General features: G+C 36.0%; 22 protein-coding genes and 1 pseudogene. 4 read left to right on the plus strand and 19 right to left on the minus strand.

What is annotated here, in order from left to right; translation table 11 throughout:
- Nucleotides 1-266: 266 nt before the first annotated feature.
- Nucleotides 267-674 (minus strand): annotated as a pseudogene (locus LIZ98_RS04470) (Rpn family recombination-promoting nuclease/putative transposase); the annotation flags it as partial.
- 400 nt (nt 675-1,074) lie between these two features.
- Nucleotides 1,075-1,755, minus strand: coding sequence for a metal-dependent hydrolase (locus LIZ98_RS04475; protein WP_108898429.1), 681 nt, complete (start codon nt 1,753-1,755; stop codon nt 1,075-1,077).
- 233 nt (nt 1,756-1,988) lie between these two features.
- Between LIZ98_RS04475 and LIZ98_RS04480 the strand changes: the two genes are divergently transcribed.
- Nucleotides 1,989-3,086: a M24 family metallopeptidase gene (locus tag LIZ98_RS04480; protein WP_227139074.1), complete on the plus strand. Its 1,098-nt coding sequence runs from the start codon at nt 1,989-1,991 to the stop codon at nt 3,084-3,086.
- A gap of 188 nt (nt 3,087-3,274) precedes the next feature.
- On the plus strand, nt 3,275-3,718 hold the full coding sequence (locus tag LIZ98_RS04485) for a universal stress protein (protein ID WP_034771675.1): 444 nt from the start codon (nt 3,275-3,277) through the stop codon (nt 3,716-3,718).
- A 364-nt stretch (nt 3,719-4,082) separates the two neighbouring features.
- Here LIZ98_RS04485 and LIZ98_RS04490 read toward each other — a convergent pair whose 3' ends face one another.
- The 13 genes from LIZ98_RS04490 to refZ form a co-directional block, all read right to left on the minus strand.
- Nucleotides 4,083-4,922, minus strand: a complete 840-nt coding sequence (locus tag LIZ98_RS04490; protein ID WP_227139073.1) for an EcsC family protein — start codon at nt 4,920-4,922, stop codon at nt 4,083-4,085.
- 720 nt (nt 4,923-5,642) lie between these two features.
- Nucleotides 5,643-6,851, minus strand: coding sequence for an acetate kinase (locus LIZ98_RS04495; RefSeq protein WP_108898437.1), 1,209 nt, complete (start codon nt 6,849-6,851; stop codon nt 5,643-5,645).
- A 331-nt stretch (nt 6,852-7,182) separates the two neighbouring features.
- Nucleotides 7,183-8,175, minus strand: a complete 993-nt coding sequence (locus tag LIZ98_RS04500; RefSeq protein WP_227139072.1) for a class I SAM-dependent methyltransferase — start codon at nt 8,173-8,175, stop codon at nt 7,183-7,185.
- 389 nt (nt 8,176-8,564) lie between these two features.
- Nucleotides 8,565-9,065, minus strand: coding sequence for a thiol peroxidase (tpx, locus tag LIZ98_RS04505; protein WP_227139071.1), 501 nt, complete (start codon nt 9,063-9,065; stop codon nt 8,565-8,567).
- A gap of 356 nt (nt 9,066-9,421) precedes the next feature.
- On the minus strand, nt 9,422-9,865 hold the full coding sequence (gene ytfJ / locus LIZ98_RS04510) for a GerW family sporulation protein (RefSeq protein ID WP_034771683.1): 444 nt from the start codon (nt 9,863-9,865) through the stop codon (nt 9,422-9,424).
- 15 nt (nt 9,866-9,880) lie between these two features.
- On the minus strand, nt 9,881-10,561 hold the full coding sequence (locus LIZ98_RS04515; RefSeq protein ID WP_227139070.1) for a DUF2953 domain-containing protein: 681 nt from the start codon (nt 10,559-10,561) through the stop codon (nt 9,881-9,883).
- Nucleotides 10,562-10,792: 231 nt separating this feature from the next.
- Complete coding sequence (locus LIZ98_RS04520) at nt 10,793-11,290, minus strand: RDD family protein (protein ID WP_034771727.1); 498 nt, start codon at nt 11,288-11,290, stop codon at nt 10,793-10,795.
- Nucleotides 11,291-11,427: 137 nt separating this feature from the next.
- Nucleotides 11,428-12,438 carry a signal peptide peptidase SppA gene (gene sppA / locus LIZ98_RS04525; protein ID WP_227139069.1) on the minus strand — a complete coding sequence of 337 codons (1,011 nt, stop codon included), beginning with the start codon at nt 12,436-12,438 and terminating at the stop codon, nt 11,428-11,430.
- 288 nt (nt 12,439-12,726) lie between these two features.
- Nucleotides 12,727-12,930, minus strand: a complete 204-nt coding sequence (locus tag LIZ98_RS04530) for an alpha/beta-type small acid-soluble spore protein (protein WP_034771687.1) — start codon at nt 12,928-12,930, stop codon at nt 12,727-12,729.
- Between the two features lie 178 nt (nt 12,931-13,108).
- Nucleotides 13,109-14,317 carry a tRNA uracil 4-sulfurtransferase ThiI gene (thiI, locus tag LIZ98_RS04535; RefSeq protein ID WP_227139068.1) on the minus strand — a complete coding sequence of 403 codons (1,209 nt, stop codon included), beginning with the start codon at nt 14,315-14,317 and terminating at the stop codon, nt 13,109-13,111.
- Between the two features lies 1 nt (nt 14,318).
- Nucleotides 14,319-15,464, minus strand: a complete 1,146-nt coding sequence (locus LIZ98_RS04540) for a cysteine desulfurase family protein (RefSeq protein ID WP_227139067.1) — start codon at nt 15,462-15,464, stop codon at nt 14,319-14,321.
- Between the two features lie 257 nt (nt 15,465-15,721).
- The gene (gene ezrA, locus LIZ98_RS04545; RefSeq protein WP_227139066.1) at nt 15,722-17,428 is read right to left on the minus strand and encodes a septation ring formation regulator EzrA; all 1,707 of its coding nucleotides are present in this window, start codon (nt 17,426-17,428) and stop codon (nt 15,722-15,724) included.
- A gap of 200 nt (nt 17,429-17,628) precedes the next feature.
- Complete coding sequence (gene refZ, locus LIZ98_RS04550) at nt 17,629-18,267, minus strand: forespore capture DNA-binding protein RefZ (RefSeq protein ID WP_227139065.1); 639 nt, start codon at nt 18,265-18,267, stop codon at nt 17,629-17,631.
- A 158-nt stretch (nt 18,268-18,425) separates the two neighbouring features.
- On the opposite strand from refZ, the gene LIZ98_RS04555 reads away from it, so the two are divergent.
- Nucleotides 18,426-18,911: a GAF domain-containing protein gene (locus LIZ98_RS04555; protein ID WP_034771692.1), complete on the plus strand. Its 486-nt coding sequence runs from the start codon at nt 18,426-18,428 to the stop codon at nt 18,909-18,911.
- 340 nt (nt 18,912-19,251) lie between these two features.
- On the opposite strand, the gene LIZ98_RS04560 is transcribed toward LIZ98_RS04555, so the two are convergent.
- Entirely contained in the window at nt 19,252-21,120 is a 1,869-nt protein-coding gene (locus tag LIZ98_RS04560; protein ID WP_227139063.1) for a sensor domain-containing diguanylate cyclase, read from the minus strand.
- Between the two features lie 49 nt (nt 21,121-21,169).
- Nucleotides 21,170-21,754, minus strand: a complete 585-nt coding sequence (locus LIZ98_RS04565; RefSeq protein ID WP_227202957.1) for a hypothetical protein — start codon at nt 21,752-21,754, stop codon at nt 21,170-21,172.
- Between the two features lie 586 nt (nt 21,755-22,340).
- Between LIZ98_RS04565 and rpsD the strand changes: the two genes are divergently transcribed.
- Nucleotides 22,341-22,943, plus strand: coding sequence for a 30S ribosomal protein S4 (gene rpsD / locus LIZ98_RS04570; protein WP_041847920.1), 603 nt, complete (start codon nt 22,341-22,343; stop codon nt 22,941-22,943).
- An 81-nt stretch (nt 22,944-23,024) separates the two neighbouring features.
- Here rpsD and LIZ98_RS04575 read toward each other — a convergent pair whose 3' ends face one another.
- Nucleotides 23,025-23,357: a FliH/SctL family protein gene (locus LIZ98_RS04575; RefSeq protein WP_227139061.1), complete on the minus strand. Its 333-nt coding sequence runs from the start codon at nt 23,355-23,357 to the stop codon at nt 23,025-23,027.
- 569 nt (nt 23,358-23,926) lie between these two features.
- A complete protein-coding gene (gene ribH / locus LIZ98_RS04580) occupies nt 23,927-24,394 on the minus strand; it encodes a 6,7-dimethyl-8-ribityllumazine synthase (RefSeq protein ID WP_034771701.1) in 468 nt (155 codons plus the stop codon).
- Between the last annotated feature and the right edge of the window lie 9 nt (nt 24,395-24,403).

Here is a 24,403-nt window from a genome sequence, read left to right on the forward strand (position 1 = left end):
ATGGTTAGTTGAACTAATCGGGCACTTACGGACACTTATCTTCCTCCTTTTACATTTTTGATTTCCCTTAAGCTACAGGAGGAAGATTTGTGCAGGATATATTGAAATTTTTCCAATTAATGGTCGCTGATTGTTTTTGTAAAAATGTGTGAGTAATCCTTTTTCTGTAACTAGCCCACTATCTTCTGTTACATCCTGTTAAAAAAGACGAGTTGACGGATAGACATTACTACCCACTTACTCGTCCAGAACTCCCTTCATAAATATCAATTCATCTCATCCTTTAATTCCAAAACCTCAGATTCCGTTAACTCTGTCATCTTAACGATAAAGTTAATATCTGCACCTTCCATTAACATCTTTTTTGCAATTTCCCGTTTGCCTTCTTTTATGCCTTTTTCTATGCCTTCTCTTATGCCTTCCCCACGAATGGAATTTATATCCTTTAATGCTTTTTCACGGGCTTCCGCCAACATCCGGGCTTCCCTGTCCATACTTACTGTGCGCAACATATCTACCGCATTTTCTATTATCGGGTCTTGATTTGCCATCTCTTCCCACCTCGCATCATCTTCATTTGTTAAAAAGCGTATCCATTTTGCCATTCGGTCATTCGGATGAATCAGATTTTCCTTGTCTTGCCTGACAAACTTCGGCATTTCAATAATACGTAACTTAACTCGTTCCTTTCATTATTTATTAGTCAAAATTTTGGCTTCAATGAATATGACTGAATTTTCGGTCACTTTGAAAAAAATTAGGATGCTTAGTACAGTAAAAAAACGTTGAAGGAAGGAAAATCTTTGGGGAATTTTATGTTTATCTTATTCGACAAAAAGACAAAAAATCCTTCAATTTTTTCAAAAAAATTATATAAAAATTTAAGGAAAAATCCCTACTCATTAAATCAATTAAGTAGGGATTAAGCGTTTATAAAGACATGTTTGTATAAAATTGTTACTTTTTGATTAAAAGTAGTCTTTATAAAAGGTGGATGGTTCGTTAACGGGCTTTTGTCTGCTTCCGGCCTTAAGAATGTAACCGTAGCAGCAAACGAAAAACAACTTTTATAAATTAAAGTTCAATTGTTTCTCCCGGTTGTAGCACTTTTCCATTGCCGTCTTCAAGCAAATTAATAAATCGACCGGGATCTTGTTTTATCACCGGAAAGGTATTGTAATGAATCGGGACAACGGTTTTTGCATGAAGCAATTTGGCTGCATAGGCCGCATCTTCCGGACCCATTGTAAAGTTATCTCCAATCGGTAAAAAGGCCAAATCGATCGGATGTCTTTCTCCAATTAATTTCATATCGGAAAATAGAGATGTGTCCCCTGCATGATATATCGTTTTTCCTTCAATGGTTATAAGAAGACCGGCCGGCATACCTGTATAAATAATCGTTTGTTCCCCCGTTTCTACACCGGTACTATGGAAGGCTTGAGTAAATTTCACTTTTCCAAATTCAAATTCATAAGAACCTCCGATATTCATTCCATGGGTTTTTACACCTTGCCAGCTTAAATAATTTGCCAATTCTACCATTGCTATAACAAGAGCATCTTTCTTTTTTGCCAGTTGAACAGTGTCACCTACATGATCCCCGTGTCCATGGGTTAATAAAATAAAATCCGGACTTTCATTTTCAACTTTTAGATCCGTATTCCCATTTCCGGTGATGAAGGGATCGATAAGAATTTCCTTTCCATCTGTTACTATTTTTACAACTGAATGACCGTGATAGGATACTTTCATTTATAAATACTCCTTTCCAATTATTGAGGGTTATTAAATTACTTCTATATCTGACGGTTGAAATCCTGCTATTTTTCCTTATATTTACTTTTTACTGCATAAGTGCTAACTTAAACTTGTAGTGATTTTGCTAATGATACCAATACATATTCAAATGATACGGATAATAATAAAATGAACAAAATATTGGTAGGCACACAAACAATTTTTATTTTAATACGAGGTGACAAGAAATGAAAAAAAGAATTGAACGATTTGCCAAGTGGCTCGAACAAGAAACGATCGATGCGGCCATTTTGACTTCCACGGAAAACGTCTTTTATTTTAGTGAATTTTATAGTGACCCTCATGAACGTCTGTTAGCCATCGTCCTTTTCCCCCATGCTGAACCATTCCTTGTTTGTCCGCAAATGGAGGAAGAAACCGCAAAAGCAGCCGGTTTTGAACAAATGATTATCGGTTACAAAGATACAGATGATCCTTGGGAAAAAGTTTTTGCTGAAATGAAGAAACGAGCTTCAGGTTCAGTTGCGAAGATTGCCATTGAAAAAAGCCATATGAATGTAGAAAGATATGAAATTTTACGAAAAGCTTTTCCATCTGTACTGTTTATCCAAGCGGAAGAAAAGTTAAACGAGCTTCGAGCCGTTAAAGATCCGGGAGAACTTAAAAAATTGAGGAAAGCGTGTGAGCTTGCCGATTTCGCAATTGACGTCGGTGTACACGCAATTAAAGATGGTGCTAGTGAATTAGCCATTGTAGCGGAGATCGAATATGAATTAAAGAAAAAAGGTGTCGAACAAATGTCTTTCGCAACCACCGTCCTTTCCGGTCCAAAAGCGGCCTCTCCGCACGGTAGTCCCGATTTGACAAAAGTACAAAAAGGGCAACTTGTTCTATTCGACCTTGGTGTCATTTATGAAGGTTATTGCTCAGATATTACTAGGACAGTCGCTTTTGGTGAGATTGATGATGAAGCGGTTCGCATATATGAAACGGTCCGAAAAGCTCAGGAAGCTGCTGTTTTAGCCACAAAGCCGGGGAAGACGTGTGCAAATCTTGACTTAACTGCTAGAAAAATTATTCAAGATGCCGGTTATGGTGAATACTTTACCCATCGTTTAGGGCACGGTCTCGGTATTAGCATCCACGAATTTCCGTCAGTTACCGAAACAAATCCGCTTGTCCTTGCTGAAGGGATGGTTTTTACAATTGAACCCGGAATTTATATTCCAAATCGGGTTGGTGTTCGGATTGAAGATAGTGTTGCCGTTACTGCAACAGGTGTGGAAGTCTTGACAAAATATCCGAAAGATCTGCAGTTCGTGTAAACAGAGCAAATAGAAATTTTTTAAAATGGGGAAGTGTAGGCTTCCCCATTTCTCCTTATTGGCATATATTATCGTATATTACCTTATCCCAAAACCAAGGAATCGTTTTCTTTTTTCATATAATTGTAAAATTTTTGCTTTCAAATTCTCTCATTAATAGTATAATAATAGGTAAAGGAGGGGGTTTTATGTCAAATTATAAAAAAATTATTGTTGCAATTGATGGTTCAAAAGAGGCAGAGTATGCGTTTAAAGAAGCGATAAAAATTGCCAAAAAAAACGATAGTACCTTGCTTCTCGTCCATGTTATCGATTTACGCACCTTTGCGACAATTAATGCATACGATCAATCGATTGTAGAGCGAGCTGATTCATATGCGCAAGAATTATTGGAAACCTATAAAGAAGAGGCGATCAATGCCGGAATTGAAAATGTTAGTATTATTATCGAATACGGTTCGCCTAAAGTGAAAATTTCTAAAGATATTGCGCAAAAATATGAAGCGGATTTAATTTTGTGTGGTGCGACAGGACTAAATGCAGTCGAACGTTTTCTAATCGGAAGCGTTTCTGAATATATCGTCCGTCATGCAAAATGTGATGTCCTCGTTGTGAGAACAAATAAACAATAGCTTAAAAAGATTTTATTATTATTAAGGGTTTCCAAATTTAAAGATTGGAAAGCTATTAAGCAAATGGGACTTATTATTGGCTGAAAAACATTCGCTTTTTTTCGATTTATGCGTCTTGTGCATTTATGGGCTGAAAAAATACTAGCAAAAAAGGGTTCTGACCAACTGTTTGGGTAAGTGGTCGGAACCCTTTAACGATCTGATTTCCCGAGATCTCCGAAACCATCCAATATCTAGTAGTTCAGATTGGTCAAAATCTATCTGGTAACACTCAAAAAGGGTTTATGAAAAATATTTCACTGGATAAGGTCTTGGCTAATCCGATACAACTTAATGAAAGATTTTGAAAAAAATAATTGGTTTGTTAATGATTATCTAGTTTCTCTTGCAATAATCGATATTGATAAAACCTTTTTGCAAATGACACCACTTTTTTTGTAATCGCATAGTTGATACCGGCACTGAATACAATACTGAACAGCGAATTACTCGTTTCTTTCTTTTTATTAAAAAGGTAGATAAACCATCCCTTCAATATTTGCGACAATGGTCGTGTCAGCCAGGAAGCGTCTGTAATTTTTTCATTTCCTTCATATAAAAACGGAATACTTGCATTAGTCACCTCTTCCATTAATTCCTGCCAGAACATTTTTTGAAATCTCTTTGGTAATGTTGCACAATAAAAAACTTTTAAAGCAATCATCATTTCAAACGGATATCTCATATCGTAACCATAAGTCGAGCCAATTAACTGTACGGCACGTAAATTAATGGTTAACATTAACGGCAAATCTGCCCCTAGTAATAAGGTATGGCCGGATCCGGACATCCCTCCTTGAAAAAGCGAAAGCAGTTGATGATTGGAAATTTGTTGATTGGCAAAATGATTCAACTGTTCAATTGGTAATAATTTTAAATCGGCGACGGTTTGAATTTGATTGTTATGTATTTGGGCTTGTGTCAATATAAGTTCTATTTTTTCATTTACATTTTGCGACTGTTGGATCGCATTTTGCACATAAAACAACCATTGATCTAAATTATTGAAAAATCTTTCTCGGAGCTCATCAGGTATCAATTCTATCGACTCTTCCAACCAATAATCATACATCCGCTCAAAATCATTGGTTTCTTCCACAAAAAACGCTTCTTCCCAATTCTGCAATTCACGATACAATTTCAACTCATAATCAGATAACCCCATGCGATTGCCACCTCCAAATGAAAGGTTTTTGCCTATTATATCATAAGCCCAATGGCAAATACTATTAATGGAAAAAGGCTACAGCTATGAGGAGTAAATTTATCAATTTTCGGTAGTATTATGCAATTACGACTTATCCACAGTTGGTAAAATTTTCCAGTTAAATTTATTTACAAAAAGGGTCAAAAAGAACCAATTTTGCTTATTTTTTTCAAAAAATGTGGATAACTTATTTTTGCTTATTTTTTGTTGTGGATAACTTTTTTTCTTTGCCAAACATCACATCCTTTGGTACAATTAAGTCGCGAGGTAAACCTAATTTGCATAGGTTTTCCCAGTTGTGCGATATCCTCGTCTGTTAGTGTTTGCCCGCGAAAGGCTTCTAACAATCGCGAGGATATTTCTTTTATCGTTTTCTTCATGCTTCTCAATATTTGACCCATGCTCATGTAACACCATGATAATCTCTGTAATTTGGGTTAATAGGTAGTGATTTTTCATAGCATTGTAATCTTGGCTGCTTGCGTGTTCAATGTGGTAGCGCAGGTTTTTTTGTCTGTTAAACCCCTCATTCTCTATTCTCCAGCGGCTTCTGCCAGCGTTCATCAGCTTCTTTGCATTGTTTTTTGTGATTTTTATATCTGTGATAAAGGTAAATTTTTGTTTTTTATATTAAAATGACCTTCTACCCTGTAAAAGTCGAGTAGAAGGTCAATTACTTTATTTGCTCAAATTATTTAATTTCTTTGCCAATCGTATAACGTCACGTGCAATCATGACTTCTTCGTTAGTTGGGATGACTAAAACTTTTACTGGTGAAAATGGATAGCTGATAAATCTTTCTCCTCCACCTTCTCGATTCAAATCTTTATCCCAATATACTCCCATAAATTCAAGACCACGTAAGACACGTTCACGTACAGCCGCACTATTTTCACCAATACCTGCAGTGAAGATTATGGCATCCACACCGTTCATTCGTGCAACGTAGGAACCAATATATTTATGAATATGGTTGGCAAAAATAGTTAAGGCAAGTTCCGCACGTTCATTACCTACATTTGCAGCTTCTTCAATATCACGTAAGTCGCTGGAAAAGCCGGTAATGCCTAACAAACCGCTTTTCTTGTTTAACACATTAATAACTTCTTCTGCAGATTGACCGGTTTTTTTCATAATAAATGGAATAAGTGCCGGGTCAATACTTCCTGAACGTGTACCCATTGTAATCCCTTCAAGTGGTGTAAATCCCATGGATGTATCGATGGATTTACCGCCATGTACAGCTGCAATACTTGCTCCATTTCCTAAATGACAGGAAATCAGGCGTAATTCTTCAATCGGCTTCCCTAACATTTCTGCAGCTTTCAAGGTTACATACTTATGACTTGTACCATGGAAACCGTATTTACGAATACCATATTTTTCATAGTATTCATACGGAAGACTATATAAATATGAGCTTTTTGGCATTGTTTGGTGGAATGCTGTGTCAAATACAGCTACTGCCGGAACATTCGGCAAAATGTGACGGAATGCCTTAATTCCGGTTACGTTTGCCGGATTATGCAATGGCGCCAAGTCTGATAAATCTTCAATTTGTTTTAAAACTTCATCCGTAATCAGGACAGAATCATCAAAGACTTCGCCACCGTGAACAACTCTATGACCAACTCCATCAATTTCATCAAAGGAATTAATGATACCTGTCGAAATTAATTGATCTAAAAGAATTTGTACGGCTACATCATGATCCGGAATATCTTGTACTAATTTTACTTTTTCCCCGTTTACCGAAATAGTAAAAACTCCATCATTCAAACCGATTCGTTCAACAAGTCCTTTGGTAATTACTTCTTCCTCAGGCATTTCAATTAATTGAAATTTAAGAGATGAACTCCCGGCATTAATTGCTAAAATTTTTGACATGCTTTTCGCTCCTCATTATAAAATCATTATATCATTATTATGTGCGTTTCTTGAAGAAAGATTTAAGTGTGAATGAATATACAAATGATACCATCCTTCATTTAACCACGATAAAAATAATTATTCAATCATTTTGGGTATTTTTTACCTAGATATTCACAAAGTAATTTAATTGTGATATTTTTAACAAAAACTAGTATTGAATGAATTCTGAATCGCTAAGAAAAATCTATAATTACTGTAAAAAAACGCTTGGAACCTCCAAGCGTTTTTTTAACCAGATGAGCGATTATCTAACTCATGGCGCCATGTGCTTTCTTGTAACACGCATTTAACGAGCTTTATTTTCTCGAAACCAAATGTCGATTTTCGCCATAATTGTTTCCATTTGAAATTTGTTACTTAGGGAAGGCAGATTAACCAGCAAAACCTCTTTCGGGGGTTTTACTCCTTCCTTTTGTTTTTGTAAAACTAAAATACTTTTTGCGGCCTGTTTGTTTTTGAACATTGATTCCGGCAACTGCAACAAAGCTTGAATATGCATATGCTTTTTCATATATATGTGGAGTTTCATTGCCTCCGGACTTTCAAATAACCCATTTGGAATAACAAAAAATAAATAACCGCCGTCAACCGTATGCAGACAGCTTTTTTCAATAAAAAGATGGTGGGCATAGGAGTGACCGGAGTCAGCCTTTAATTCATATTCTGCAGCCCTTATATCATTTGGATAATATCCAACCGGTAAATCACAAACAACGACGTCCACCGGGTCAATAAACAACGGTTCAAGGCTATCCTGACAATCCAGTTGCAACGGATGTTCTTGTAAATTTGCACTGACATAAGCAAGTCTGATTAATACATCATCGACATCCACACCATAAGCATCGATTGTATGGTTAGGCAAATAATTCATAATGGTTGTTACAAGATTTCCGGTACCGATCGCCGGATCAAGCAGTGTAAATGTTTTTTTCGCACCAATGAATTTGTTAATTAAATAGCTGAGGAAAATTCCGATTGAATCCGGAGTCATTTGGTGGTTAGGTTGGACATTTTCCCGCATCCCTTTTAAACAAGCTAATTGGAACGCTTTGCGAATATCTTCGGCCGAATAGTTCATTTTTACTAAATCACGATAATACTTCTCTAACCGTTTCTTCGTCATTTCACTAATGTTCTCTTGCCTTATATCATCTTGAAATATATTCTCACCCGTCTCCGCCAATGCCTCAAGATAGGTACATTCCAACTCATTGACAAGCAGCCGGGTGGTTTCATTGAATGTTTGAAATAATACTTCTACAGGTGTTTGTGTCAAATTTGAAGCCTCCTTACTTCCATTTACATATTCCAATTTATTTTAATAAATTTGGCATAAAATAACAAAGGAATTTTTGCATAAAGAAAACTCGCTGGTGGGCGAGTATTAGGATGAGTATGACCACTGTTCATCGAAAAACACTACTCGATATAAGTAGATAAAATGGCCACTAATTCTCTTTAAAAAGCCTTTAATCAATGAAATATTCGATTCACCTCATTTAATAAAAGCGGGAAACTTTCTCTTTAAAAAAAGCCTTTAATAAATGAAACCCCGATTAAGATCGGGATTACTCGTTTTTATATGGTATATGCTTAACACTGGTGGTCATGTACCGGATTTTTTCTATAGTTCACTTGGATCGTACAATAAACAAGAAACAACTCCTATTTGGCTTGTTTCGCTGCTTCAATTGCTGCTGTATAATTTGGATGGTTCGTAACTTCATTAACAATTTCTTTATATGTAATCTTTCCTGTTGAATCAACAACAAAAATGGAGCGAGCTAATAATCTTAACTCTTTCATAACAACCCCGAACGCTTCACCAAAGGAAAGATCGCGATGGTCGGACAGCACTTGTACATTTTCAATACCTGCTGCAGCACACCAACGTGCTTGTGCAAACGGTAAATCACAGCTGATTGTCAAAATTTTAACCCCCGGAAGGCTGGCCGCTTCTTCATTAAAACGACGAGTCTGTGCATCACATACACCTGTATCAATCGACGGAACTACACTAATTAATCGAACATGTCCTTCACTATCGTTTAAAGTCACTTCAGATAAATCATTGGCCAATACGGTAAAATTTGGAGCCGTGTTCCCCACCTTTACTTCATTTCCTACTAAAGTGACCGGGCTACCTTTAAATGTAACTGATGTCATTTTTTCCAACCTCCAATTTTAAAAAATCCTTCAATATTTATCATAAACAAATTCAATTCTTCTTTCAAATTATTACCATCGTATTAACAGTAATTTGGAATATAACCGAGTAGTTTGAGCAGATTTTAGGAGGTTCCCTTCCAAATTCACACCTGCTTTTAGGGTATCTGTTAATCCTTCATGAAAAAGAGGGTGCCCAGTCAATCGGAGCAACCTCTGCTTATTTTTACCGCAATTTTCGCTAAAAAACTTGAAATCTTCATATCAGAAGTCAGATTTGGCGATTTGCCATTGCCCAATTCTGATCGTCTCTTTGTTTCAAAAACGAGCAACAATTTTTAAATAATGAAATCCGCTTATTGTGATGAATTTCCGGAATTATTCGATTGCTGGTCACTTTTTTGGTTTCCATCTTGTTTTGTTTGATTTTTTGACAACATTTGTTGAACTTTTTCAACTGCACTAGGAGCAAGATCTAAGATTTTTTCAACAAGATGAGTACTTTCATCAATATGTAACATTTTTACTCCCTGACTGTTAACAATTAAAAATGCTATTGGGGTTATTGACACACCGCCACCACTACCGCCGCCAAATGGAAGCTCATTTTCTTTGCTTGACCCGTCAACGGAAAACTGTGAGCCGCCAGCTGCAAATCCAAAACCAACTTTTGAAACAGTTAAAATTACACTGCCATCCGGAGTTTCAACCGGGTCACCTATGATTGTATTTACATCAATCATATCTTTTAAATTTTCCATCGCCGTTGTCATTAGACCCTTAATTGGATGATCAGACATTTTAATCCCTCCTGATTATATTGATTGATCCTCTCTTTTTGATTCAGTTTGCATAGTCTTATAATCGGCATAAGCTTCTGAAACCTGCCGCCAATATTTAAATAATTTCATTCCTGCTAAAATAGCATGCCCTATCCTTATCTGAATCATACATCTTAAATATGTTTGAGAAGCAATATGATTAAATACGGGAGTGATTTGCATGTCCGGGTACACTTTTAACGTAAAATAGTGGCTGATTACACCGATTACATTACCTTTTAATGCCCACCCCGCCCCGCAAGCGATGGCAGACGAAGCGGCATCCCCTGTACCGATAGCTGATTTCCATTCAAACTGAATAATTTGTAACTTTTTTAAAAACGATTTCAAAATTTTGTACAGTTCTTGTAAATGGGGAAGAAGTTGTTTAATCGGCGCCAGTGATGATAATCCGTCTTCATTATCGGTCTCTTGAACCATTCCATTCATTCCTTTATCCCCATGATCCGCTTGTTTTTGCCGGTTTATTTTTTCAGAAGGAATTTTGATTCTGTATCGGAAAAGACCAAACAATGCTTTAATCTGAATTGTTGCCCACTGTTCTTTAGGCTCAAATTTATATGTGCAATCAACTTTTAGTTTGGTAAAAATGAGAATCATAAGTAAGAACATAAGTATGACAATCATGATTCCAATAATTTTTAGTATAATCACATTCCACACAACCCTTCAGCCTATTAGTATCGTCAGACTAAACGGAAAATAAACGCATGTATGGAAATAACTTGAATGGTCAAACAAATCGATGAACTTGGTGGGATAGGGGAAGCTGGAAACATTTTATGGTCTTTCGCTTAATGGGTCTTGAAATGTCACATTTCATCTTCGCCTGACTAATTACCGTATAAAAAAGGCCAAGGGAAACCCTGGCCAGCGCCAAAATTATTAAGAAACAGCTGCATTTTTTCTTGTTATATTTTTTCTTACGTAATTTTCATGGATCACGGTTGTATCTGCAAAATAATCATGCAATCCTTGTTTTTTCGGTAAAAAAGCTACTAATGCATATAGAATAAAAATACTTGCTGATATGTACCTGCCGATCCACTCCCGAAATAGGACCGTTTGCCATGACAATCGTTTTTCCTTTAAAGGGATAACTTTTATTCCAAAAATCATTTTCCCTAATGTTTGACCAAAATATTTAGTCAGCAAAACAAAGTATAAATAAAATACGACGGCCGATAAAATATTTGGTAAAGAAAAGATTCCATCAGCAGATTCCTGATCTAGAAAACCAAGAATGGGGCTTACGATTAATTGTCTCAATCCTGCAATAACAATAAGATCGACCAAATACGCCCAAAACCTCATCCAAAATCCGGCATAGGCATACAAATCAGCTGATTCTTCATTATCATTAACTAATTTGGTGCTGTTCATTTTGATGCCATCCGAATCATCCACAAAATCTTGATTATTCGTATCAAGTAGTTCCTCGTTCTTGCTCTCTTCATTGGTTCCGGTAACTATTTCATTTTCTTCTAACCGATCATCGCCATTATTCATGAAGTTACCCCCTATTCCGAATAAAGATACATTAATCGCGGTGAATTTCGATGGGACAATAACTGGATAAGGGAAGCCGTCTCAGCATCTTTTCCAAACCACTTGCCAACATTCATACCGAGGAATGAGCCTAATCCCCAGTAATCATCGACATAGCGAACCACTTGTGCATCATTTAGCTTTTGTTCCTTTTTCATTGCAGCAATGGTATCATCTAAATAACCAAATTCATCAATCAAATTAATTTCCTTGGCTTGTCGTCCATCATAAATCCGTCCATCTGCAATTTGTCTCACCTGTTCTTCAGGCATTCCGCGCCCGTTAGCAATTACCTTAACAAAATCACCGTAAGCATTGTCTATCATTTTTTGTAAAATCGCCCGCTCTTCATCGGTCATTTCTCTAGTAGAACTCATTATATCTTTATATGGACCGCTTTTTATTGTCACTGAATCAATACCTAGTTTATTTGCAAGTTCGGTCACGTTATAACTTTCCATAATAACACCAATTGAACCTGTCATCGTGTCTTTACTGGCAAATATTTTTGTGGCAGGTGCGGATATGTAATAACCCCCGGAAGCGGCCATTGAACCCATTGAAACATACACCGGTTTCTTTCGTTTTTGTGTTATTTCAACTAATTTATCATAGATTTCTGCACTTTCAACAACCCCACCACCTGGGGAATTAACACGTAAGACAATGCCTCTAACCGTGCTGTCTTCTTCAATCGCTTCCAGTTTTTCCATAAATGATTGATGATTGTAAGTTCCAGTGTCCACTAGAGAACCTGCTTCACCCGTATCTTGAATAACTCCTTCTACGTTCAAAACAACTATTTTTTTCATCGGGTTTCCTTCTTCAATTACTTCTTCGGTGTATTCCGTTTCAGGAAAAATTAATTTTGATAATGCTTGTTCTCGTTCACTGGAAACAACGGATTGAACAATGGATACACCTGTTGAAAAGATTAAAATGACGGCCGCAATCCCCAATGCAGCCCAGCGTTTACCATTCACTATAAAACCTCCCAATACAAATTGAATCTTCCCTTTTCATAAAAACTTCCCGAACTATCATTATACACGAATTTTTTTATAATTGTAGAAAATATTTACAGTGTTAAGGTAAAATTTTATAAGAAAAGCGCAGGCAACTGTCCATCCTGGCACCGGACCCGAGCAGTCGACCTATAACACTGCTTGGAAAACATTCATCTGCATATTTATATGTACTCATTATTCTATTAACAATAAAAGGACGGAGATTTTATACTCCGCCCTTAAGCCAAATATATCATGTTGTATTTAAGAAAATCGACCACTCATTTGTTGTTGTGCCATTGAAACAAGGCGTTTTGTGATTTCTCCTCCAACGGAACCATTAGCACGAGAAGTTGTTTCAGCACCTAAGTTTACACCAAACTCTTGAGCAATTTCGTATTTCATTTGTTCTAAAGCTTGTTCTACTCCAGGAACAAGAAGTTGGTTACTGTTATTGTTGTTTGCCATTGTGTTTCACCTCCTTGTGCTATTATAGTGTGTCGAAACAGGAGGATTCATTCATAGCATAAAAAGGTAAATGTTAGCAGCCAATCATCATTTTGCCAAACTTACACATGTAGGATGGTTCATTTCACTTGAAAGTTGACAGCAACCAATAATTTGCCTAGCCTCACCCGGTTAAACGTTAAAACAAATCAGCAAAAACATTTTGTTGATTTTCTTCTTGGCTAGACAATTTGATCGTTTCTATATGATTTACAGCCTTTTGAAGCAATGGCTCGAAATTAAAATGGGTTTCATATTGATTGGCTTTATCCCGTTTTGGTTTTGTTTTTGGTTGTGCCGGGGTAAAAATCGTACAACAATCTTCATACGGTCGATTGGATATTTCCAATGTATCAATATCTTCTGCAATTTTAATAATATCTGTTTTATCCATTGAAATTAACGGGCGAATAATTGGCGTATTTGTTACTTCATTAATCGTAAACATACTATCTAAGGTCTGACTGGCTACCTGGCCTAAACTTTCCCCTGTTACAATCGCCAATCCTTCTTGTCTTTCCCGAATTTCATCAGTAATCCGGAGCATCATTCTTCTCATAATCGTCATCGCATAATTTTCATGTACTTTTTCGTATATTAATTGCTGAATTTCGGTAAAAGGTACAATGTGCAAGATAAACTGCCCGTTCACCCCGGCTAATTTTTTACCTAGATCAATCACTTTTTGTTTCGACCGTTCACTTGTAAATGGTGGGCTATAAAAATGAACACCTTCCAGTAACAGTCCACGCCTCATTGCCATGTAGCCGGCAACAGGACTGTCAATACCACCTGATAACATAAGCATGGCTTTTCCACTTGAACCGACCGGAAGACCACCTGCACCTTTAATCACTTCACAAGTTAAATATACCGCATCTTTCCGCACTTCAACCTTCAATTCCAAATCCGGATGATGCACATCGACTGTCAAGCCCTCTATATTTTGTAAAAGATGGCCCCCTAACAAATTATTCATTTCGTCAGAGTGGTATGGGAATTCCTTATCTGCTCTTCTGGCTTGAACTTTAAAAGTTTTTCCTTGCGCATGAAGTTTTTGAAATAATTTCAATGAACTTTCTTTGATCAATTCCATATCTTTGTTTACACGGACGACAGGACTGAACGATTGAATGCCAAAAACATTTTTTAACCTTGTACTTACTTCATCAAGTTTTTCACCGTTCAAAATAATATACATCCGGTCGCGATTTGCTTTTATTTTAATCCTAGGAAAATCGCGGAGGACATATTGGACATTTTCTCTCAATTTATCTACAAAAAGACCACGGTTTCTCCCTTTCGTAGATATTTCACCGTAGCGTACTAATATTTGATCATATATCATGTTATCCCCTCATTATCGGTTTTAAATTCTTAATACTTTGTTTGATTATAGCTACTGCTTGTTTTGCCTCTTCCTTTGTATTGTCAAATGATAGACTTATACGGATTGATGTCGTCGCCCGTTCTTCACCTAAGCCCATGGCAAGAATCGTTCGACTTGGTTCATTCGTTCTGGATGAACAGGCACTTGTTGTGGAAACATATAACCCATGTTGTTCTAATTCGTGTACGAGTACTTCCGCTTTAAATCCTTGAACAGAAAAATTAATAATATGGGGAGCCGTATTTTGTTTAGGGGTATTCATTTTCACCCCTTCAATTAATTGCAATTCGTTTATTAAAAAGTCCCGAACACCCATCATTGTATCAATTTTTGCTTCATAATCCAACATGCCGAGTCGCAAAGCTTTTGCCATTGCAACGATACCCGCGAGATTTTCTGTGCCACTTCGGAAACCTCTTTCTTGTCCCCCACCGGCAAGCAATGGTGCAAGTTTTAAGCCTTTTCGGATATAAATTGCCCCGGTTCCTTTTAACCCATGAAATTTATGGCTGGAAATGGATGCAAAATCAACATTGCTTTCATGGAAGTCGAGAGGTACTTTCGTTACGCCTTGAACATGGTCGACGTGAAATAATGTTTTCGGATGGTTTTTCAACAATTCTCCAATTTTTTCGATCGGTTGAACGGAGCCAATTTCATTATTAACATGCATAATGGAGACGAGAATTGTATCTTTACGAAGAGCCTTTTTTACATCTTCTACTCGAACTCGCCCTGTTTCATCCACAGGTAAATAGGTGACATCAAAGCCGCTATTTTCCAATTGAATACAAGTATTTAATACAGAGGGATGCTCAATCATCGTCGTAATCATATGATGACCCCTATTACGGTATTTCTCTGCAACGCCTTTGATTATAAAATTATTTCCTTCTGTACCCCCGGAAGTGAAAATAATTTCCTGTTCATCGGTCTTAAGCAATGTTGCGATTTGATTTCGTGCCTGACTTAACAAATTCTCTGCTTGTAGACCTAGATGGTGAACAGAAGACGGATTACCAAAATAATTTTCTGCTACTTTATAAAATGTATCTAAAACCTCTTTTTTCGGTTTCGTTGTCGCACTATTATCAAAGTAAATCATGAATGATCTACCCTCCTTATATTTTGTCTTTTATCCGAACTTAAAATACAGAAAGCCAAATAAAATGCACTTCAAGCAGTGGGGGTTTCTTTATCTCTACTGATTTTTTGGTCATTTCGTAAAATTTCGGCCTTTTCCAGTTTTTAACGTATAAAAAAAGGAAATCACATGGACGTGACTCCTTTCATTTATCAATACACGAAAACACAATAGAATAACTTTATTTCATTCGATGGTAGAAAAATATTGAAGATTATTCAATGCACATCTTGCTGATATTCTTCGTTGATTAACTCTTCAATTTTCTTTAATGCACCGGGTTCAGCCTCTTCAACTGCGGCAGCTGCTTCTTCAAACGCACTACTATAATCATAACGCCTAAATGCTTCTTCTGCAACAGTTAATCGCTTATGAACAGCCGGATATTTTCTCCGGTATCTGTTTCCGTATTGAATAATTTTCTCAATAAAATAGACGTTTTCAACCATTTCCACTACTTGGTTATGAATGTCATTAACAATCGACTCCGCTTTTTGTAAAGAAGTCTGGACAAACTGCATTCTTAATGGTTTTTCATCTAAACTATTGAAGCAATCTTGGATGACCTCCTGTGCGTCTAATAATTTTGTTTCTATGTCTTGTGGAACCCCGGGAAGATTACTCCGTTCCAACAATCTTGCAGTATCTTGAAACAATTTCCTCAAATTTTTAATTTTTTCCCTGGCTTCCATTTCGTCTTTACGAAGAGCTTGCAGTATTTCTAACAGGGATTGTTGTTTATCCTCTACCTCTTTCATGTTTGCAAAAATTTCTTCAACCTTGTCTCTTAATACGGAATAGGCGGCCGATGATAAATTTTCATTTGTTAACATGAGTTCAGCCATTTTTTTCATTGTTGCTGTCTTTTCTTCAAGTTCACTTAAGATTTCCAGTTCGGCTTCAGACATGTGATAGGTCTCTTTTACTTGTTCAACTTCATTTTTAAGGGATTCGTTTTTAGCGGTAATATTCGCCAAAGACTCGGTAATTTGTGATTGATTCGATAAAACATATTTTTTCGCCGTAACTTCTCCCTCTAATAAATCGTATATCACTTCAATTTGCCCTTTTATTTCTTTTAAACCATCTTCAATCCCGTCAATTTCAGCCGTTTCAATCGAACGAGTATACGATTGGAGCGTATCTTCCAGTTTTTTAATGACTGCAGAAAGCCCAAGATGTTCAAGATGATATCCCTCTTCCACCATCTCATTTATTCCGTTTTTTATTTCCTTCAATTGCTCCGGTATTACATGGAGACATTCATTCAATAAAAGTGGTATGGATTCCATTTTTACATTTAGCGATTCAAGTTCTTTCTTCAACTCCATGATTATTTCCCGTGCAGTTAAGTAATTTCCATTTTCCGTTTCCAAACCAAATTGATCCATTTTTTCGGTAGCGGATACGATTTGCTGTTCTAAATTTTTACTCGCTTTTCCATACGCATATTGATGAGCAAGTAATTCCTTTTTCAATTTCTTGTATAGTTCTTGTAAACCGATTATATCTTCTCGATTTTTTTCTTCACTGCCTATGATATCATGTAAATTTGCTACCATTTCATCAATTTTCATTTCCGCTTCCTTTAAGGAAGTTTCAATTTTTGTATAAACTTGTTTGGCTTTGGAAAAACGGTATTTTTCAACCAAGTCTTCTGCCTCATATAGCATCTCTTCAACATTTGGTAATTCTTCTGTTACAATTTCATCCCAGGCAGTCCGCCAGCGTTCAAAATATTCTTCCGTTTCCCCTGCCATTTTTAACTTCTTAATTTTGCTGACCTCGTCTAGTACCGGTCGGTTCATTAATTCAATTTTCCATGCTTCTAATCGATCAATATAAGTAAAGTTCTTTCTTTTTACAAAATAACCGATTATATATAAGACAATAAGTATCAAAATGATTCCAATTATGTATATCATCGTATGCCCCCTGTCAAACCCATACTATCTATGTCAATGAATGGAAAAATCTTATTATTGCTTATATGATACCATGAGAATGACAATTTTTGACGTTATTTTTCAATTTTTTTTGCGTTTTTTTGAAAAAACTACCCAGTTAAGGGAAAGGACAAACACCTTCATGAGGACGTCAAATCGGGGGCAATCCGCTTCTTGCTTCAAACATTCCCCGTTAATGAAACATTTTCCGTTTCAACCAGGGTATTATCAATCCAGTGGATAATATGGTCTTTATATTTTTCTAAATAATATTGTTCTTGATAATAAATATTCCAAACTTCCGACGTATAAATAGAATTTAAAAACGGCATCATCATGATTCCCTTTAATTGGGTGATGATTACTCCAACGTGAACTTTTTTCAATTCCTGACTTTTCATCCCTTTTTCGAGAATGGATTGTAGTAAATATCTTTCTTTACGAAAATAGGTCGTCATTGTTTCCCTGACAATTTGTGAGTCGATGGAAACTTCGCGCCAAACGAAACGAGATAATTCAAAATTTTGATATTGATAATTCATCAATTGATTAATTACATATTTTAAACAAGCCAGTACAGGCTGTCGCTCAAATTTTAATAGGGAGTCTTCGATAATATTGATATACGGTTCAAAAAAGGAGATAAAGGCATATTTCAATAATCCGTGCTTTCCTTGGAAATAATAAGAGATGGTGGACACGTTCATATTGGCGGCTGTAGCAATTTCACGTATCGATGTACCACTATATCCTTTAATATTAAATTCAGATAGGGCAGCTTTAAAAATTTTTTCTTTCGTCTTTAATGTATTGTTCAAAATGTACACATCCCTTCTTTTATTGTAAAGTAATTAAATGCCATATATATTAAAAATTATTCGAGCCATGACCTCTTTCTTCCTTTAAAAATTTATCGACAAGTTCTTTCTTTCTTTGCTAAAATGATTAATAAATTGAAGAAATAAGGTGATTTTCCATGTTTGCTGTCGAAAAATATAAGGGACCAAAGGAAGAACAATTTAATCTTGTTGTTAAACAATTAACAGCTTTAATTGAAGATGAAGATAATATGATTGCCAACTTAAGTAATGCTTCTGCGTTATTAAATCAATTTTTAGAACGGATTAACTGGGTTGGATTTTACTTATGGGATGAAGAAAAAAATGAACTCGTACTCGGACCGTTTCAAGGGTTGCCGGCATGTGTGCGAATTCCGTTTGGTAAAGGAGTGTGCGGGACGGCTGCGGAAAAGAGGGAAACTTTGGTTGTTCCGGATGTAAACCAATTTCCCGGACATATTGCCTGTGATGCAAATAGTCAATCAGAAATCGTGATCCCAATGATAAAAAACGATCAACTAATCGGGGTCTTGGATATTGATAGTCCGGAAGTAAATCGTTTTGATGAAATAGACAAGAAGAAACTGGAAGAATTTGTCGCCGCATTAGTTAATCATTTATAAGAGTAAAAGAAGCGTGAGAGCCTATTTGCGATGTGCAGACTGGCCGGCTATGTTGCAACTCATGGCTAACCACGTCCTGTAGCCGAGCGCCCCGATGAGAACAGATTTGCTTTCTAAACGTATAAACCGAAAAACGACCTCTCATATGTTGAGGCCGTTTTTTGATGACGAATTAGAAGCTTTGGATTATGATCTTTTGCTTTCAAAAGGAAGTATAGACGAAAGACAAATGCCTGTTATCCGATTGGTTTGGGAGGGCACGATGTTGGTTACATAAGTTTTGCCATAAGGACGTGGGAGATTTACTGTGTTCCTTCACCACTAACACACCGAAGTTACACTATTTTACACTGGCAATCGCCCGGTTTTTTCCTCGGTTTTTCGCCAAATAAAGGGCCTCATCCGCTTTTTTAAACAACGAAAAAGGACTTTCTTTATTTTTTTCGTTCCAATGAGAAATACCACATGAAATTGTAACCGGGGGATCAATCGAATTGGATGTCTCCAAAACCAATTGTTCTCCTAAAGAAAGGCCTTCTTCCAAAGAACAATTTGGCAAATAAATAGCCAGTTCTTCTCCGCCCCAACGTGCACCGACCTCATTCATCTTTAGATTTTTTTTGATAATCTTAGCAATCTGGATCAAAATTTGATCACCGACTTGGTGGCCGAACGTATCATTGATAATTTTAAAATTATCAATATCAATTAGCAAAAATGTACCTTGTTTATCTTTTTCTATTGATTTTTGCATTTGTTCATCCAGATAATTACGTGTATATAATTTTGTTAAATAATCCGTGATAACAAGCTGCTCCAACCTTTCACGTAATATCGTGTTTGTAAAAGCTAATGAAACATGCTGTGTAATCGATTGAAGCAATTTAAAGGTATTAAAAGAAAACTTGTAAGGAATACGATGTAAAACAATGATGAAACCGATTTTATGTTGTTCCCGTTTTAACGATTCAGCCATAATTGAACGAAAGGGACTAACCAGATCGTTATCATCAGGTTCAAAATTCCCGATAAATAGAGACTCCTCCCTTGTGTCCAAAAAGTCTTTAACAAATTGAAGGAATGGGAAACAGTCCTTATCATTGAAAAAGGGTGTGCTTCCGGTTAATACATTAAATTGATTTTCCTCAAATAAGATAATTCCTACCTCTTCCGCATAAAAAGCAGACTGTAACTCTTCGGAAATATTATGGACAAGTTCTGTCAGGCGTAAATTGGCATTTAATTTTTTTGTCACTTTCGTAATCAATTGTAAATCATTGACCAGTTGTCTGGACTGTTGATACAAATGGGCATTTTCCATCGCCGTACTTGCTGTCCCAATAAGTATGGAAATAAATTCAATGTCCTGACCGGATATAAGGATCGTCTTTCGGGCCTCGATCTTTAAAACCCCGTATATTCCTTGTTTCCCTTTTAATGGAAAATATAAATAACGTTTTGACAGTTTTAATTCATGTTCAATTTTATAATTACCGGTTATAAAAGTTTCCATGATCGCTGCATTACTTTTGGTATAATCAAGCGGTTGAATTCGGGAATCATCGTTATCTATATTATTATAGTTTGATAAGAAAATTTGGTATTGAAAATAAGGATAGAACTCCTCCAATGAATCCAGCACTTTCCTCAATACCGCATCGATATCAATGGTCGAATGTAGTTGACTTGTTACATTTTGCAATAATTTATAACGTTTCTTTTCATGTTTTAAAATGCACAATTGCATGACCTTTTCAAAATATTGATAGACAGTTTTTGATAATGTTTCCCAAAAAGAATCTGAGAAATGATGATTTTTATCTGGAAGTTTAAACAGTAGGATGCCAACTAAATCATCATGTTGACCAAAGACAAAGAGGGATTTATCGAATGGAACTTGGTCATACCTTTCCATAGGGAAATTAACTATAAATGCTCCTTCCCTTAAATATTTGGTATACATATCTTTTTGCCATGTATCAAAGAACGACAAAGAAGGCGTTTTAAAAGAAAGAAGGAACTGTTCGTTTTCACTTAAAACATTTTTATAGATTAAAAAATGGACATGACTCAATTGAAGTTCACACTTTAAAGCATTAAAAAAAATTGAAAAATAATTAAAATCATCCTGTTCTTTTTCCAAAATCTTAAAGTCTGTAAATATTTTACTTCTAAGTTTTAAAATAACCCTTTCTTCTAATTTATCCATAGGCCTCACCTAAAATATATCATTTTTATATGAAACAAAAAAACAGCCGTTATTTTAGAACTAGTACTTTTATATCATTTTTCAACAAGACAAACAAGAGATTACCATCAGATAGTGAATAAATACCGGTAATATTTTCATAATCCGCAATTTCAAATTGAAAAGATTCATTTTTTAATTGAAATTTTACTTTGCCATCAGATTCAAGCCGGTAGGGAAGTGTTTTATTTGAGTGATCATCACGATAAAATTTATCCCGCTTTTCCTTGATCAAGTCGGCATTATAAAATGTCCATTTTTTCTGTACCAAAGTCCATACGCCATTTTTATTCCGGTCGGCCAGCAGACGAATTGGTTCATTATCGATTTCGACTTCTTTTATAGCTTTAAACCGATTTTTATCCATTCGGTCAATTTCATATAGTATCAATAAGTGCTTTCCATTCAATCGGCGATATACTGCAACTATAGGTGAATCCTCAAGTTTTTCAGATCGATGGATGACAACAGCCTTCATCTCATATTCTGTATTTTCTGTTTCTTTTTGTTGTAAAAAAAATCCGATTCCCACAAGGATGATGGAAAGGAATATAATTGTTATTCTAGTTGCCCTTTGCCTGTTTGTTTCATTCATAACATTCACTCAAAACTATCTTTTTTATTGTCTATTATATCATGTTATTGAGAAATTATGGTCATTTGCTACCGTAATCTTTCATATTTTTATTGGGAATTGTTGGTAAATAGCGAAAACAGGTAATTGCGAAGCCGCTGTAGAAGTGCTGAATTCCTTTAGATTACGTGCTAAAATAATATCTAGATGTATTATCAGTTTATTCTACAACATATTGTGAAAGTGTACTCATTCAAATTGTTTTTCATGTCTCGCAATTGTCTGGGGACAAAGAAAATCCTCATTGGTTGAGATTCACTTTATTTCCTTGACTTCTTTTGTTGTATCCCATATAATATTCGTTGTGTAAAATATGGCAGCCTATGTGTACATGTTTATGCGTACATTTTGTTGGTCATATAAAGAAAGCAGGATTCCGCGGCTTTAAATGATCCTGCATAAATATAGCAATTTTGATGACTTTATATGAGCTGTATCGTGTAACCCTCTGCTGCTAGGGCGATGGTACATGAAAACAAAATGGCGGTAAATGATGTATACATCTGTTTTTATTTTACAAAATAAAAACATTAAAGGAGGAGCTTTCATGGCTCGTTATACAGGTCCAAGCTGGAAAATTTCCCGTCGTCTTGGTATTTCTTTAAGCGGAACCGGTAAAGAATTAGAAAAACGTCCATATGCCCCGGGGCAACATGGTCCAAACCAACGAAAAAAATTAACTGAATATGGTTTGCAATTACAAGAAAAACAAAAATTACGTTTTATGTACGGCTTGAATGAACGTCAATTCCATAACACATTCATTAAAGCAGGTAAAATGAAAGGTGTTCACGGTGAAAACTTCATGATTTTACTTGAATCTCGCCTTGACAACCTTGTTTACCGCTTAGGATTGGCTCGTACTCGCCGTCAAGCACGCCAATTGGTTAACCATGGTCACATTCTTGTTGATGGTCGTCGCGTTGACATCCCATCTTACATTGTAAAACCGGGTCAAACTATCGGTGTCCGTGAAAAATCACGCAATTTGCAAATCATCAAAGAAGCTATTGATGTGAACAATTTCGTTCCTGACTTCTTAACTTTCGATGCGGAAAAATTAGAAGGTACTTACAGCCGCTTACCGGAACGCTCTGAACTTCCAGCAGAAATAAACGAATCGTTCATCGTTGAGTTCTATTCACGTTAATAATTTTTTTAATACAAAAAAGCCCACAAAGTCTCGGTATACGAGTTCGAAGTGGGTTTTTCTAGTGATCCTGTATTAATTTTACTCTTTCAAACTCCTGATCTCGTCGGCTGATAACCCGGTAAGCGAAATAATCAGGTTTATGTCTAAACCGCTATTGATCATTTTTATTGCCATTTTTCTTTTTTCCATTAATTGACCTTCCATAATCCCTTTGTTCAGTCCCTCTTTGATCCCTTCTTCTCGCCCTTTTTCTCTACCTTCCTTTATTCCTTCTTTGATTCCCTCTTTGATTCCCTCTTTGATTCCTTCTTTGATTCCTTCTTTGATTCCTTCTTCTCTTGCTTCTTTTTTCCATCTTTCAAATAACTCACCAAATGTAATGACTTCTTTTGTTTTTTCAGCTTGAGCCATATCGACACCCTCCTCCTTAAATATTCTGAAAATTTCTTTCATAAATTTTTCATGTAAATCGTCAGGCAAGTATATAAGTGACAAATCCTTCATTTAGTATTTGACTCCCATATTCCTGTTACAGATTATCGTTTTTTTTAATCTTTAGCGACGTCTACATATAAATTCCAACAGAAGAGTCTATTTCCTTCTCAACGCTCTTCGTTCAGCGTATTCCAGGCATAGTGGACAAACTTTTATTGGTCTTCCACTATCATCCAAATAATTTATCATATTGCTCCTATTTTTCTTGCAAAAGTAACATGTTTTCCTGCTAAAAAGTCCCTTAATTATTTTCATATTGCAACCCCCTCTTCTCGATAAATTTCGACAAAAAGAGTTAAATTCCTCCAATCCCACAGGAAAAATATTACGGATGATAATTTTATGCATAGATTTTCCGTAAACTACCAAAGTTTGATGAATACCATAAAAGTACTTAATTTTGTCACGAACACAAAAGTCCTCAATTGTATAACTTTTGTGTTCGTATTTTTCCAAACTGTAATTAGAATCTTATTCGTGTGAGATTAGTTGAAGCTTTTGCAAAGATTACCCATTTCTATTGCTCCAACAGCTGCTTCGTAACCTTTATTTCCTGCTTTTGTACCCGCACGTTCGATAGCTTGTTCGACTGACTCTGTTGTTAAAACACCAAACATAATAGGGATTCCACTTTGCAACCCTATATTTGCTACACCTTTCGCTACTTCACTGCTTACATATTCAAAATGCGGTGTAGCTCCTCTTATGACTGTTCCTAGTGTAATAATTGCGTCAAAGCCACCTTGGTCTGCTAATTTTTTTGCTGCAAGGGGGATTTCAAAAGCTCCTGGTACCCACACGACTGTCACATCATCCTCAGTGACACCATGTCTCTTAAGGGCATCTTCTGCTCCATCCAGTAATTTACTCGTAATAAACTCATTAAATCGCGAAACGACAATTCCAATTTTCAGACCTGTACCAACTAAGTTTCCTTCGAGTACTTTTTTCATAATTATATT

Source organism: Caldibacillus sp. 210928-DFI.2.18, assembly GCF_020554505.1.
In the GTDB taxonomy this organism is placed as follows: Bacteria; Bacillota; Bacilli; order Bacillales; family Caldibacillaceae; genus Caldifermentibacillus; species Caldifermentibacillus hisashii.

What these genes read in the sequence shown, in the direction of transcription:
- rpsD (WP_041847920.1), top strand. Translation starts at nt 22,341, where the DNA reads ATGGCTCGTTATACAGGTCCAAGCTGGAAAATTTCCCGTCGTCTTGGT.
- LIZ98_RS04575 (WP_227139061.1), bottom strand. Translation starts at nt 23,357, where the DNA reads ATGGCTCAAGCTGAAAAAACAAAAGAAGTCATTACATTTGGTGAGTTA.
- ribH (WP_034771701.1), bottom strand. Translation starts at nt 24,394, where the DNA reads ATGAAAAAAGTACTCGAAGGAAACTTAGTTGGTACAGGTCTGAAAATT.
- tpx (WP_227139071.1), bottom strand. Translation starts at nt 9,065, where the DNA reads ATGACATCAGTTACATTTAAAGGTAGCCCGGTCACTTTAGTAGGAAAT.
- LIZ98_RS04530 (WP_034771687.1), bottom strand. Translation starts at nt 12,930, where the DNA reads ATGGCAAACAACAATAACAGTAACCAACTTCTTGTTCCTGGAGTAGAA.
- thiI (WP_227139068.1), bottom strand. Translation starts at nt 14,317, where the DNA reads ATGATATATGATCAAATATTAGTACGCTACGGTGAAATATCTACGAAA.
- LIZ98_RS04560 (WP_227139063.1), bottom strand. Translation starts at nt 21,120, where the DNA reads ATGGATAAATTAGAAGAAAGGGTTATTTTAAAACTTAGAAGTAAAATA.
- ytfJ (WP_034771683.1), bottom strand. Translation starts at nt 9,865, where the DNA reads ATGTCTGATCATCCAATTAAGGGTCTAATGACAACGGCGATGGAAAAT.
- LIZ98_RS04485 (WP_034771675.1), top strand. Translation starts at nt 3,275, where the DNA reads ATGTCAAATTATAAAAAAATTATTGTTGCAATTGATGGTTCAAAAGAG.
- LIZ98_RS04520 (WP_034771727.1), bottom strand. Translation starts at nt 11,290, where the DNA reads ATGAACAGCACCAAATTAGTTAATGATAATGAAGAATCAGCTGATTTG.
- LIZ98_RS04490 (WP_227139073.1), bottom strand. Translation starts at nt 4,922, where the DNA reads ATGGGGTTATCTGATTATGAGTTGAAATTGTATCGTGAATTGCAGAAT.
- LIZ98_RS04565 (WP_227202957.1), bottom strand. Translation starts at nt 21,754, where the DNA reads ATGAATGAAACAAACAGGCAAAGGGCAACTAGAATAACAATTATATTC.
- LIZ98_RS04480 (WP_227139074.1), top strand. Translation starts at nt 1,989, where the DNA reads ATGAAAAAAAGAATTGAACGATTTGCCAAGTGGCTCGAACAAGAAACG.
- LIZ98_RS04555 (WP_034771692.1), top strand. Translation starts at nt 18,426, where the DNA reads ATGTTTGCTGTCGAAAAATATAAGGGACCAAAGGAAGAACAATTTAAT.
- ezrA (WP_227139066.1), bottom strand. Translation starts at nt 17,428, where the DNA reads ATGATATACATAATTGGAATCATTTTGATACTTATTGTCTTATATATA.
- LIZ98_RS04540 (WP_227139067.1), bottom strand. Translation starts at nt 15,464, where the DNA reads ATGATTTACTTTGATAATAGTGCGACAACGAAACCGAAAAAAGAGGTT.
- LIZ98_RS04475 (WP_108898429.1), bottom strand. Translation starts at nt 1,755, where the DNA reads ATGAAAGTATCCTATCACGGTCATTCAGTTGTAAAAATAGTAACAGAT.
- LIZ98_RS04495 (WP_108898437.1), bottom strand. Translation starts at nt 6,851, where the DNA reads ATGTCAAAAATTTTAGCAATTAATGCCGGGAGTTCATCTCTTAAATTT.